The organism is Rhodosalinus sp. K401, from assembly GCF_041365735.1.
Classification (GTDB): Bacteria; Pseudomonadota; Alphaproteobacteria; order Rhodobacterales; family Rhodobacteraceae; genus Rhodosalinus.
In genome coordinates this window covers 26,389-38,528 of sequence record NZ_JBGFSI010000004.1, presented here as the reverse complement: position 1 = coordinate 38,528, position 12,140 = coordinate 26,389, and the positions used below count along the sequence as shown (strand labels likewise).

At 69.3% G+C, this 12,140-nt stretch carries 13 protein-coding genes; 9 read left to right on the top strand and 4 right to left on the bottom strand.

From position 1 onward, the window contains the following. Window positions 1-141 precede the first annotated feature (141 nt). Entirely contained in the window at window positions 142-1,401 is a 1,260-nt protein-coding gene (locus tag AB6A66_RS06065) for a glycosyltransferase family 4 protein (RefSeq protein ID WP_371055185.1), read from the top strand. A gap of 6 nt (window positions 1,402-1,407) precedes the next feature. Here AB6A66_RS06065 and AB6A66_RS06060 read toward each other — a convergent pair whose 3' ends face one another. Then, window positions 1,408-1,893 (bottom strand): DUF3576 domain-containing protein, encoded by a 486-nt coding sequence (locus AB6A66_RS06060; RefSeq protein WP_371055184.1) that lies wholly within the window; start codon window positions 1,891-1,893, stop codon window positions 1,408-1,410. A gap of 275 nt (window positions 1,894-2,168) precedes the next feature. Between AB6A66_RS06060 and AB6A66_RS06055 the strand changes: the two genes are divergently transcribed. From AB6A66_RS06055 to AB6A66_RS06045, 3 genes are all read left to right on the top strand, one after another. Beyond that, a complete protein-coding gene (locus tag AB6A66_RS06055) occupies window positions 2,169-3,215 on the top strand; it encodes a porin (RefSeq protein WP_371055183.1) in 1,047 nt (348 codons plus the stop codon). Window positions 3,216-3,314: 99 nt separating this feature from the next. Then, complete coding sequence (locus AB6A66_RS06050; protein ID WP_371055182.1) at window positions 3,315-4,772, top strand: tetratricopeptide repeat protein; 1,458 nt, start codon at window positions 3,315-3,317, stop codon at window positions 4,770-4,772. Then, the gene (locus AB6A66_RS06045; RefSeq protein ID WP_371038242.1) at window positions 4,769-5,428 is read left to right on the top strand and encodes a YggS family pyridoxal phosphate-dependent enzyme; all 660 of its coding nucleotides are present in this window, start codon (window positions 4,769-4,771) and stop codon (window positions 5,426-5,428) included. Before AB6A66_RS06050 ends, AB6A66_RS06045 begins: the two co-directional genes overlap by 4 nt. Before the next feature lie 3 nt (window positions 5,429-5,431). Here the strand turns inward: AB6A66_RS06045 and AB6A66_RS06040 are convergent, their stop codons facing one another. Then, window positions 5,432-5,911 carry a L,D-transpeptidase gene (locus AB6A66_RS06040; RefSeq protein WP_371055181.1) on the bottom strand — a complete coding sequence of 160 codons (480 nt, stop codon included), beginning with the start codon at window positions 5,909-5,911 and terminating at the stop codon, window positions 5,432-5,434. A 17-nt stretch (window positions 5,912-5,928) separates the two neighbouring features. Continuing rightward, window positions 5,929-7,020: a GTP cyclohydrolase II gene (gene ribA, locus AB6A66_RS06035; protein ID WP_371055180.1), complete on the bottom strand. Its 1,092-nt coding sequence runs from the start codon at window positions 7,018-7,020 to the stop codon at window positions 5,929-5,931. Window positions 7,021-7,210: 190 nt separating this feature from the next. On the opposite strand from ribA, the gene AB6A66_RS06030 reads away from it, so the two are divergent. From AB6A66_RS06030 to AB6A66_RS06010, 5 genes are all read left to right on the top strand, one after another. Beyond that, window positions 7,211-7,897 (top strand): response regulator transcription factor, encoded by a 687-nt coding sequence (locus AB6A66_RS06030; protein WP_371038245.1) that lies wholly within the window; start codon window positions 7,211-7,213, stop codon window positions 7,895-7,897. Window positions 7,898-8,158: 261 nt separating this feature from the next. Beyond that, window positions 8,159-8,947 carry an exodeoxyribonuclease III gene (locus tag AB6A66_RS06025; protein WP_371038246.1) on the top strand — a complete coding sequence of 263 codons (789 nt, stop codon included), beginning with the start codon at window positions 8,159-8,161 and terminating at the stop codon, window positions 8,945-8,947. Between the two features lie 75 nt (window positions 8,948-9,022). Continuing rightward, entirely contained in the window at window positions 9,023-9,940 is a 918-nt protein-coding gene (locus tag AB6A66_RS06020) for a tetratricopeptide repeat protein (RefSeq protein WP_371055179.1), read from the top strand. Window positions 9,941-9,967: 27 nt separating this feature from the next. Continuing rightward, entirely contained in the window at window positions 9,968-10,618 is a 651-nt protein-coding gene (locus tag AB6A66_RS06015; protein WP_371055178.1) for an LON peptidase substrate-binding domain-containing protein, read from the top strand. Next, window positions 10,615-10,818 carry a Trm112 family protein gene (locus tag AB6A66_RS06010; protein ID WP_371055177.1) on the top strand — a complete coding sequence of 68 codons (204 nt, stop codon included), beginning with the start codon at window positions 10,615-10,617 and terminating at the stop codon, window positions 10,816-10,818. Before AB6A66_RS06015 ends, AB6A66_RS06010 begins: the two co-directional genes overlap by 4 nt. A 46-nt stretch (window positions 10,819-10,864) precedes the next feature. Here the strand turns inward: AB6A66_RS06010 and AB6A66_RS06005 are convergent, their stop codons facing one another. Beyond that, the gene (locus tag AB6A66_RS06005) at window positions 10,865-12,115 is read right to left on the bottom strand and encodes an FAD-dependent monooxygenase (RefSeq protein ID WP_371055176.1); all 1,251 of its coding nucleotides are present in this window, start codon (window positions 12,113-12,115) and stop codon (window positions 10,865-10,867) included. Between the last annotated feature and the right edge of the window lie 25 nt (window positions 12,116-12,140).

Sequence of the window (12,140 nt, the reverse complement as noted above, 5' to 3'; positions counted from 1 at the left end):
CGCGGTCCTCGGGCGTTGTGCGTGTGGATTGCGCCGGGTGATAGGCGAGCGGGCGGCGGGCGTCCAGTGCCGCGCGTGCCATTGGCGCGGGGGCCGCGCGCCGCTATGAGGGGGGCCGGGGGCAGGCGTGCGGAGCGGTCGTTGCGGATACTCGTGATCCACCAGAACTTTCCGGGGCAGTACAAGCACCTCGCCCCGGCGCTCGTCGCGGCGGGGCACGAGGTGGTGGCACTGACGCTGAAGGTGAAGGCGCCCACGACCTTCCACGGGGTGCGCGTGCTGCCCTATCGCCTCGAGCGCGGCAACGCGCCGGGACTGCATCCGTGGCTCACCGATTTCGAGACCAAGCTCATCCGCGCCGAGGGCTGCCATGCCGGCGCGGTGGCGCTGCGCGAGCAGGGCTTCGCGCCCGACGTGATCCTCGCCCATCCGGGCTGGGGCGAGAGCCTTTTCCTCAAGGACGTGTGGCCGGATGCGCGGCTCGGCCTCTTTTGCGAGCTCTACCACCGCTCGGACTACCCGCATGTCGATTTCGACCCGGAGTTTCCCAGCCCCGAGGGCGCCCGCGGCCCGCTGCGGCTGCGCATGAAGAACCTCAACAATCGCCTGCATTTCGAGATCGCGGAGGCGGGCGTCAGCCCCACGCGCTTTCAGGCCGACACCTTCCCGGACACGTTCCGCGACCGAATCACGGTGATCCATGACGGGATCGACACCGAGGCGGTGACCCCCGACCCCGCCGCGCGGCTGGATCTGGGCGAGGGCCGGGCGCTGACCTGCGAGGACGAGGTCGTGACCTTCGTCAACCGCAACCTCGAACCCTATCGCGGCTACCACGTCTTCATGCGCGCGCTGCCGGAACTCCTGCGCCGCCGCCCGCGGGCGCATGTGGCGATTCTCGGCGGCGACGGCGTGAGTTACGGGGCCCGCCCCCCCGAGGGGCAAAGCTGGAAACGCATCTTCATCGACGAGGTGCGCGGGCAGATCCCCGACGCCGACTGGGCGCGCGTGCATTTCCTGGGCCGGGTGCCCTACGCGCAGTTCCTGTCGCTCCTGCGGGTGAGTCGCGCGCATGTCTACCTGACCTATCCCTTCGTGCTGAGCTGGTCGCTTCTGGAGGCGATGAGCGCGGAGGCCGCGATCGTGGCCAGCGACACCGCGCCGGTGCGCGAGGTCATCCGCGACGGCGAGACGGGGCTCCTGGTGGATTTCTTCGACGGCGCGGGGCTCGTGGACCGGATCGACGCGCTGCTCGACGACGCGGCGCTGCGCGTGCGACTGGGCCGGGCGGCGCGGCGCACCGTGCGCGAGGGCTACGACCTGCGCACGCGGTGCCTGCCGCGGCAGATCGCCTGGGTGGACGGGCTGGCCGGGCTCACGCCCCGCGCGCCCGCGACCTGAGGGGCCTCAGAAGCCCGCGTCGCGCTGGCGAAGCTGGCGTGCGCGGGCGAGAATCGCGTCCTCCACCGCGCGCTGCGTGCCGGTCGCGACCGGCCGGCCGTCGCGGGTCTGAAGCGCCACGCGCAGCGATCGCGCGTCGAGCGCGGGGTCCGAGACGTAGATCGTCGCGCGATAGGCCCGACCGCCGCCGGGCGGCGTGCCGAATCCGGTCACGATCACGCCGGTGAAGGGATCGACCGAGTCCACGGGAAGAAAGTTCAGCACGTCGGTGGAGGCCTGCCAGATGTAGCGGTTGACCTGCGTCACCTGCTCGTCGCTGTTGCGCCGGAACACGTCCCATATGCTGGAGCGGGGGCGCGCGCCCTGCTGCCGCTCCGCGTCGATGATGTCCTGCGGGCTGCGGGTTTCCACCGGCGCCTGCCGCGACCCGCAGGCCGTCAGGGCGAGCGCCGCCGCGGCGAGCACCAGAAACCGGGGGGTGAAGATAGCCATGGGCCGCTCCTGACAACTCTCGTTTGTCTCCTTAACCGCCCGTCCGCGCCGCGACAAGGCGGCAGCGTTCCGGCGGCCCGGATGCGGGGGCGGCGGGGCGGCCTGCGGGTGCCGCGGCGTCACGCACACGCCTTGTGGCAAACGCGCATCACTTGGGGACGTGTTGGTCCGCGCCCGGCGCCACCGCTTGCCAACGGACCCCCCCAGGGTGCATTCACCCCTCATCGCATCCGGGGCACCGGATTGGGACGATCCTTGAACACATGAGGGAAAAAATGAAGAAAGTTCTCTTCGCCACCACCGCCCTGGTCGCCTCGGCCGGCGTGGCATCCGCCCAGGACCTGGGCATCTCCATCTCGGGCTTCGCCGAAATCGGTATCGCCGGCGGCAGCGGGTTCCCCGATGTCGCGACCGGCTCGGGTCCCATCACTGACCCTGTCGACCGGAACAAGACGCGTCTGCACAACGACATCGGCATCCAGATCGACGCCGTGGGCGAGACCGACAACGGCATCTCCTTCGGCATGTCGTTCGAGATCGACGACAGCAACGGCAACGACCGTGTCAACGGCACGCCGGGCTTCGACAACGAGTTCGCGTTCGTCTCCTCGGGCCCCGTCACCTTCACCATGGGTGAGATCAACGGCGCCTACGACCAGCGCGTGGACGAGGCCTCCTGGGGCGGCTCGCTGACGGACGATCACACCGCGCATGGCGGCTTCAACACCACGAACGGGGCCGATGGAGCCTACGACAACCAGATCGCCCGCCTCGACTACGACATGGGCGCCTTTGGCGCGTCGATCTCGGTCGAGCAGGACGACAGCGCGAACGATCTCAACCCGATCTGGGGCATCGGCGTTTCCTACGGCCTGGAACTGACGGGCGTGGACCTCGACTTCGGCGCCGGCTTCATGTCACATGACGAAAATAATGGTCGGGTTGTTGCAGGGGCGCAGCCCTTTCTCGGCATTGAATCCGCCTGGGGCCTGAGCGTCGGCGCCGGCTTTGACAACGGTCTGAAGTTGGCGGCAAACTACGAAAGCATTAGCATTGACGAGGCGAAGCAGGTCACGGTCACCGGTGATGCTGAGCGCTGGACCATCGGTGCGGGTTACGACTTCAACAACCTGTCGGTCGAGGCCAACTACGGCCAGACCAACTTTGACAGTGCTGATAACATCGACGGCTTCGGCCTCGCCGCCCAGTACGACCTCGGTGGCGGCCTTCAGGCCCAGGCCGGCTACGGCAACACCAACGTGCCCAGCGCGGTTGGTGACGACGTGGAGACCTGGTCGCTCGGCCTCTCGATGAGCTTCTAAGCGTCACGATCCCCGACTACCGAAGAGCGGGCCCTCGCGGCCCGCTCTTTTCTTTTGCGCGCTCGGGGTGTTACTTGGCGGCGACCCACGGAGCCCGCCATGCCCCCGCCCACGCCCCAGCAGATCAAGGCCGCTTTCGCGAAGGCCGGCGCGCTTCACGCCAAGGGCCGGCTGGCCGAGGCGCGGCGCCTTTACGCCGACCTGACCCGCGCCGCGCCCCGCGCGCCGGAGCCGCATTACCACCTGGCCCGCATCGCCCTGGCCGAGCGCGACCTCGACGCCGCCGCGAAACACCTGAAGACCGCCGGGCGGCTGAAACCCGGCGAGCCCGCGCTGCTCGCCCTTCAGGCGCAGATCGAGGAGGCGGCGGGCCGCCCCGAGGCCGCGCTGAAGACCTATGACCGGCTGATCGCCGCCCGCCCCAAGGCGCCCAAGCCGCGCGCCGACAAGGCGCTTCTTCTTCAGCAGATGGGCGATTTCGACGCGGCGGAGGCCGAGTTCATGACCGCCATCCGCCACAACCCCGCGCAGGGGGAGCTTTACCGCATGGTCGGCGCGACACGGAAACTCGCGCCCGGCGACCCGCTGATCGCCGAGATGGAGCAGGTCTATGCCCGCGACGACCTGACCGACGGCGCGCGCTGCCAGCTCGCCTTCGCGCTGGCCAAGGTGATGGAGGACACCAAGCGCCACGACCGGGTGTTCGGCTATCTCGACACGGCCAACGCGTTGCAGCGCAGGGCGTTTCCCTTCGATTTCGACGAGCGCGCGGTCGAGATCGACCGGCTTCATGCCGCGATGGACGATCTGTCGAAGGTGCCCGCCGCCGCAGAGGATTTCCGGCCCGTCTTCGTGATCGGGCTGCCGCGCTCGGGCACCACGCTGGTCGAGCAGATCGTGGCGGCCCATTCCACCGTGGAGGCCGGCGGCGAGCTGGGCCTCGCGCTCGACGAATTCTACCGCCGCTTCCAGGCCGGCCGCGCCTTCACGCCCGTGTCGAAGGCCCATCCCCGCACGCATCTCGATTTCGCGGCCGCCTACGAGGCGCGTGTGCGCGCGGAGGTGCGATTCGACGCGCGCGTGACCGACAAGTCGATCCAGACCTTCCAGCTTGTCGGCTATCTCGCGCGCGTGCTTCCTGGCGCGCGCTTCGTGGCGGTGCGGCGCGATCCGCGCGACGTGGCGCTCTCGATCTACAAGAATCACTTCCAGGGCGGCACCCACCGCTATTCCAACGATCTGCGCGACATCGCCCGCTACATGCGTCTTTACGGGCGCATCCTCGAGGCGTGGAAGGCGCGCCTGCCCGGCGTGATCCACGAGGTCGGCTACGAGGATCTGGTCTCCGATCCCGAGCCGCAGGCGCGCGCCCTCGTCGCCGCGGCCGGGCTCGACTGGGAGCCGGGCTGTCTCGATTTCCACAAGGCGGCCGGCTCGGTGAAGACGCTGTCGCTTCATCAGGTGCGCCAGCCGATCTACAAGAGCTCCGCCGAGGCGTGGCGGCGCTACGAGGCGGAGCTCGCGCCCTTCCTCGAGGAATGGGAAAGGACGGCATGAGCGGATTGCAGGACATCCGGGAGCGAATCGCCGCCGCGGAATTCGCCGCGGGCCGCGACGACGGCTCCGTCACGCTGGTCGCCGTGTCGAAGAAGCAGCCGCTGGAGCGTGTGGAGGCGGTTCTGGAGGCCGGGCACCGCGTCTTCGGCGAGAACCGCGTGCAGGAGGCCGCGGAGAAGTGGCCCGCCTTCCGCGAGCGCTACGACGGGGTGGAGGTGCACCTGGTCGGGCCCTTGCAGACCAACAAGGCGCGCCAGGCGATGGAGCTTGTGCAGGCGATCCACTCGGTGGACCGGCCGAAGCTCGCGCGGACACTCGCGCGCCTCGCGCAGGAGATCGGCCACTGCCCGAAGCTTTTCGTGCAGGTCAACACCGGCGAAGAGCCGCAGAAGGCCGGCATCCCGCCCGCCGAGGCGGACGGTTTCATCGCCGAATGCCGCGGGCTCGACCTGCCGGTCGAGGGGCTGATGTGCATCCCGCCGGTCGAGGAGGAGCCGAGCCTGCACTTCGCGCTTCTGGCCAAGATCGCGGAGCGCAACGGCCTCGCGGGCCTCTCCATGGGGATGAGCGACGATTTCGAGAAGGCGATTTCCTTCGGCGCGACCCATGTGCGCGTGGGCAGCGCGATCTTCGGGGCGCGCGACGAAGGGGCCTGAGCGTCAGGGCACGATCAGCCGCGTGTCGTGGCCGATCCGCGCCGCGACCTCGCGCAGGTGATCGCGCCGCAGCGCGACGCAGCCCGCCGTGGGATAGCCCGGTCGCCGCCACTGGTGGATGAAGATGCATGATCCGCGGCCGCGTTCGGCCCGCGGCCAGTTCCAGTCGGTGACCAGCACCAGATCGTAAAGCGGATCGGGCCGGCGGAGCGCCTCGTGGCTCCAGGGATAGGGCGCGCGGACCATGAGGTTGTAATCCTCGTGGCGCGGGTCGTCGGACCACAGATCGCCCGGCCTGATCGGCACCGCCCAGTCGGCGGGCGGCGCCATCCGGTCCGGGCGGTAGAGCATCCCCACGATCCGGTGGGTGCCGCGCGGGGTGGCGCCGTCCCCCTCGCGCTTGGCCCCCGTGACGCCGGTCCGGCCGATCGCGCAGGGGTAGAGCCGCCCGCGAAAGCGCAGCCCGCGCGGTGTCAGCACCATGTCCCCTGCGTCGCCCGTCACAGCAGGTGCCCCGATTTCGCGGCCTTCGTGGCGAGGTAGCCCTCGTTCTCGGCCCGGCGGCCGACGCTGAGCGGCACGCGCTCGGCAACGGTAAGGCCGCAGGCCTCCATCATGTGCAGCTTCGCGGGGTTGTTCGTCATCAGCCGCACCTCCGTGAAACCCATGCGCCGCAGGATGTCCGAGCCGATGCGAAAGTCGCGCTCGTCGTCCTCGAAGCCCAGCCGGTGGTTGGCCTCCACCGTGTCGAAACCCTGGTCCTGCAGGGAATAGGCGCGCATCTTGTTGGCCAGGCCGATGCCGCGCCCCTCCTGGTTGAGGTAGAGAAGCACGCCCGCGCCCTCCGCGCCCATCTGGGCGAGCGCGCCGCGCAACTGCGCGCCGCAATCGCATTTGAGGCTGCCCAGCACGTCGCCGGTGAAACAGGCCGAGTGAAGCCGGGCGAGCACGGGGCGATCGCGGTGGGGCTTGCCGATCTCGAAGGCGTAGTGCTCCTCGCTGCCGTCCTCGGGCCGGAAGACGTGGAGCCGCCCGGCACCCGCGGCCTCCACCGGCAGGCGCGCCTGCGCCACCGTGTGAAGCGGGCTGACCGCGGCGAGCACCGGATCGGCGAGCCCGGCGGGCAGCAGCGTCAGCCCGTGCGCGGCGGCGAACGCCTGCGGATCGGCGAGATCCGCCACCAGTGCGGCGGGAAGCAGATGGGCCGATTTCACCAGCCGCAGCGCTGTGCGGTGCATCGCCGCGTCGCCGCCCCGCTCGGACACGAGGGGGCCCTTCATCGGGCGGGCGAGATCGTCGGCCGGATCCGCCACGGCGTGGATCCAGCCCAGATCGGCGTCCGCGGGCAGGCGCACGCGGGCGAGATCCTCGTCATAGACCCGCGCCTTGAGCGTCTCGGCCCGGCGCCGCGTGATCGCAAGGCTCGGGGCCGCGCCAAGCGCCGTCACGGCCTCCAGCCGTTCACGGCGCAGCGTCTCGGCGGCCAGCACCAGCGCCCCCCGCCCCGCGCCCGTAAGCACCACGCCCACGCCCATGCGCAGGTCTGCGCGGGCGCGCGCGATCTGTTCGACAAGGTCTGGCGCGAGGCTCATGGCATCCTTCGGTTCGTGACGTGCCCCCGCAGAGGCGCGCGGTCCAGAGGCACCCGTTCTAGATACGTCTGCCGCGACATGAAACAATTCCTCATGCGGTTACACGACAGCGTGAGACGCTTGCAGCAAATCTTGTCACCCCCTGCCGGCTTGCGCATCTCGGTCAGGCAGAGGAGGAGGACGTATCCCGATGCCCCAGCTCAAGAACATTCTTCTTGTCGACGACGACGACGATCTTCGCGAGGCGCTTTCGGAACAGCTGGTCATGACCGAGGACTTCGAGGTCTTCGAGGCGGACAGCGGCACGCAATCCATGGAGCGTGTGAAGGCACAGATCTTCGATCTGGTCATACTCGATGTCGGTCTTCCCGACACCGATGGCCGCGAGCTCTGCAAGCGGATGCGCAAGCAGGGCGTGAAAAGCCCGATCATCATGCTCACAGGGCACGACAGCGACGCCGACACCATCCTGGGCCTCGACGCGGGGGCGAACGATTACGTCTCGAAACCCTTCAAGTTCCCGGTGCTCCTGGCACGGATCCGCGCCCAGCTTCGCCAGCACGAGCAGTCCGAGGACGCGATCTTCTCGCTCGGGCCCTACACCTTCAAGCCGGCGATGAAGATGCTGATCACAGAGGACGACCGCAAGATCCGTCTCACCGAGAAGGAGACGAACATCCTCAAGTTCCTCTACCGCTCGCCGGAAGCCGTGGTGCCGCGCGACGTGCTGCTGCACGAGGTCTGGGGCTACAACGCGGGCGTGACCACGCACACGCTGGAGACGCATATCTATCGCCTGCGCCAGAAGATCGAACCGGACCCCTCCAACGCGCGGCTGCTGGTGACCGAAAGCGGCGGTTACCGCCTGGTGGCGTGACGGCCGGCTTTTTTTGAGCCAGATCAATGTGGCACGACGCGTGCATCTTTTATGGTGGCAGACAAGGACTCCCGCGCATGTCCGGGTCATGACATGCACCTCCCTGTTGGACTCGGCCGGGCCTCGCGCCCGGCCTTTTTTCTACCCACCGGAGGACGGGTCTGCGGATGGGCGGCGCCACGCGCGGCCCGGCCCGTCGCCACGCTGGACCTCCCCCGCCCGGCTGATTAGGGTCCGCGCGCCGTGAAGAAGGAGCTGCGCATGTCTGTCACGCTTGCCACATGGAACATCAACTCCGTCCGCCTGCGGGCGGGCCTCGTGGCGCGGCTGATGGCGGAGGAGGCGCCCGACATCCTGTGCCTTCAGGAATGCAAGAGCCCGGTCGACAAGATCCCGCGCGAGGCCTTCGCCGATCTGGGCTACCGGCACATGGTCGCGCGGGGCGAGAAGGGCTACAACGGCGTGGCGATCCTGTCGAAGCTGCCGATCGAGGATGCGGGCGATCTCGACATGGCGGGGCTCGGCCACGCCAGGCATGTCGCCGGCCGGCTGGAGAACGGTGTGGTGATCCATAATTTCTACGTTCCCGCCGGCGGGGACGTGCCCGACCGCGAGGTGAACGTGAAATTCGGCCAGAAGCTCGACTACCTCACCGACATGCGCGACTGGCTCAATGCCGATAAGCCGGGAAAGACGATCCTCGTCGGCGATCTCAACATCGCCCCGCGCGAGGACGACGTCTGGTCCCACAAGGAGCTTCTGAAGGTCGTCAGCCACACGCCCGTGGAGGTGGAGCATCTGGCCGGCGTGCTGGAGGCGGGCCGCTTCACCGATGTCACCCGCCGCGACATCCCCGAGGGCCGGCTCTATTCCTGGTGGTCCTACCGGGCACGCGACTGGGAGGCGTCCGACAGGGGTCGGCGGCTCGATCACGTCTGGGCGACGTCCGACATCGCGGGCGCCGCGCATTCCAGCCGGGTCCTGCGCCATGTCCGTGGCTGGGAGAAGCCGTCGGATCACGCCCCGGTGTTCGCCTCCTTCGATTTCTGACGGACGGGCGCGACATCTTGGAAGACGGGCCTGCCGGGTCCATATTCAGGCGAAAGCGAATTCGAGGGTGACAGAATGATCGAACTGGGCGGAGGCGCCGCAGCGGCGCCGGCAACGGACCTTATCAAGGACGTGGACGAGCAGACCTTCATGGCGGAGGTGGTGGACGCCTCCCAGGAGGTGCCGGTCATCGTCGATTTCTGGGCGCCATGGTGCGGCCCCTGCAAGACGCTCGGCCCCGCGCTGGAGGCGGCGGTCACGGCGGCGCGCGGCGCGGTGCGCATGGCCAAGGTGAACGTGGACGAGAACCAGATGATCGCGGGCCAGCTGCGCATCCAGTCGATCCCCACGGTCTACGCCTTCTGGAAGGGCCAGCCGATCGACGGGTTCCAGGGCGCCTTGCCCGCCTCCGAGATCAAGCAATTCATCGACCGCGTGGTCGAGGCGGCGGGCGGCGACGCCTCGGGTGGCCTCGGCGAGGCGCTGGAAGCGGCGGAGCAGATGCTCGCGGATGGCGCGGCCGCCGACGCCGCCCAGACCTTCGCGGCGATCCTCGGCGAGGAAGAGGAGAACGCGGCCGCCTATGGCGGGCTGGTGCGGGCGCACATCGCCCTGGGCGAGCTCGACCAGGCGGAGGCGATCCTGAACGGCGCGCCCGCCAGCATCTCCAAGGCGCACGAACTCGAGTCGGCCGCCGCGCAGCTCGAACTGGCGCGCCAGGCCGAGGGGGCGGGCCCTGTCGCGGAGCTACAGGCCAGGGTCGAGGCCGATCCCGACGATCTTCAGGCGCGCTTCGATCTGGCCCAGGCGCTCTACGCCAAGGGCGACGCGGCCGCCGCCGTGGACCAGTTGCTCGAGCTTTTCCGCCGCGATCGCGAGTGGAACGACGGCGCCGCCAAGGCGCAGCTTTTCACCATCTTCGAGGCCCTGAAGCCCAACGATCCGGTGGTGCTGAACGGCCGCCGCAGGTTGAGCTCCATGATATTTGCCTGAGGCATGGGGCGGGCTAGCTCGATGCGCATGACAAAGCCAGCCGATCTTCCGGATACGATTCCGGTCTTTCCATTGCCGGGCGCGCTGCTTTTGCCGCGCGCGCGCCTGCCGCTGCACATATTCGAGCCGCGCTACCTCGCGATGGTGGAGGACTGCCTCAAGACGCCGGAGCGGCTGATCGGCATGGTGCAGCCATGCCCGGGCCCGGGAAAGCAGGACCCCGCGCCGCTGCAGAGGATCGGGTGCGCCGGGCGCCTCACCCAGTTCTCCGAAACCGAGGACGGGCGCTACATGATCACGCTGTCGGGAATGTCCCGCTACCGCGTGCTGGAAGAGGTGGAGGGCTTCACCCCCTACCGCCGCGCGCGCGTCAGCTGGACGGGGTTCGACAACGATCTCGGCAAGACGGAGCATGATCCGAACTTCGACCGCAGTCGCTTTCTCGACCTTCTGGGGCGCTACTTCGCGGCGCGGAACCTGTCGACCGATTGGGACTCGCTCAAGGAAGCCGAGGACGAGTTGCTCGTGAACTCGCTTTCGATGCTTCTCGACTTCGAGCCAGAGGACAAGCAGGCGCTGCTGGAGGCGCCGAGTCTCAGCACCCGGCGCGAGACGCTCGTGACGCTGATCGAGTACACGCTGCGTGGCGGCGAGGGTGGCGGAGAACTGATGCAATGACCGAACCGACGCCCGCCACCGAGCGCAGCCGGGACTTCGATCGCCACATGCTGGAGGCGCTGATCTGCCCGGTGAGCCATGGCCGCCTGTCCTACGACGCCTCGCGACAGGAGCTGGTATCGGAGGCCGCGGGGCTGGCTTTCCCGATCCGCGACGGCATCCCGGTGATGCTGGTGGACGAGGCCCGCAAACTCGACTGAGCGGGCCGGGGCAGTGCTGCCGGAAGCGCGGGCCCTCCTTCCCCTTTCAGCGCATGAGATCCGGTAGCTCTCCGGTCAGGCCGGCCGCCTCCCGGATGAAGGTCCGACGCAGGCCCGGCACCGCGTTCACCGCGCCCAGCCCGAGGTCGCGGCCCAGCCGCAGGATCGGATTGTCGTTGGAGAAGAGCCGGTTGAAGCCGTCAGTGGCCAGCGCGAGGGTCGCGGTGTCCCAGCGCCGCCAGCGCTGGTAGCGCAGCAGAACCTGGGTGCTGCCGATGTCCTCTCCGCGCCGCCGCGCCTCGGCCAGCACATGGGCCAGTGCGCCCACGTCGCGCAGCCCGGCGTTGAGGCCCTGGCCCGCGATGGGATGCACCCGATGCGCCGCGTCGCCGGCAAGCGCCACACGCGCCGCCACGAAACTCTGCGCGAGGCTGAGTGTCAGGGGATAGGTATAGCGATCCCCGGCCAGCGCGATCTCTCCCAGGAAATCCCCGAAGCGGGGGCGAAGGACCGAAAGATATCCCTCGTCGTCCATCGACTGGATCTCGCGCGCCGTGGCGTCCTCCTCCGTCCAGACGATCGAGGACCGCCGCCCCTTCAGCGGAAGGATCGCGAGCGGCCCGGGGGGCATGAAGAACTGGTGCGCGCAGCCGCCGTGGTCGCGTTCATGGGCGATCGCGCAGACGAGCGCGGTCTGGCCGTAGCGCCAGCCGGTGCGCCGGATCCCCGCCCGGGTCGCGGTTCCGCTCGCCATTCCGTCGCAGCCCACGAGCAAGGCGCCCGAGAGCGTGCGTCCCGACGCGAGCGTGACCGTCACCCCGGCCGGGCCGGACGCCTGCGCCGTGACGCGGTCCCCCTCGACATGGGTGATGCGCGGAACGGCCGCCACGGCGGCCAGAAGCGCGGGCCGCAGGTGGCGATCCTCCACCATGTGGCCCATGGGGCCTTCCTCGATCTCGGCATGGTCGAAGATCAGGTGAAGGGGCGAGGCACCCTCGCCCGCGCGCCCGTCGCTCACGGCGATTCGCTCGATGGGTTGCGCGTCCTCGGCCACCGCGTCCCAGACGCCGAGGGCCGCCAGAAGCCGCCGCGAGGCGAGGGCGAGCGCGTAGGACCGGCCGTCGAAACCGGGCGTGGCGCGCGCTTTTGCCGGGGCGGGGTCGATCAGCGCGACGGAGTGCCCGCCGCGGGCCAGCGCGAGCGCCAGCGCCGTGCCCGTGAGGCCGCCGCCGGCAACGAGAATATCCGCATCATGTGTCATGGGGGGAAATATGACCGGGCGCCCGGGATTGTCCATGCGCCGTGCCGCCGCTAGCCTCGCC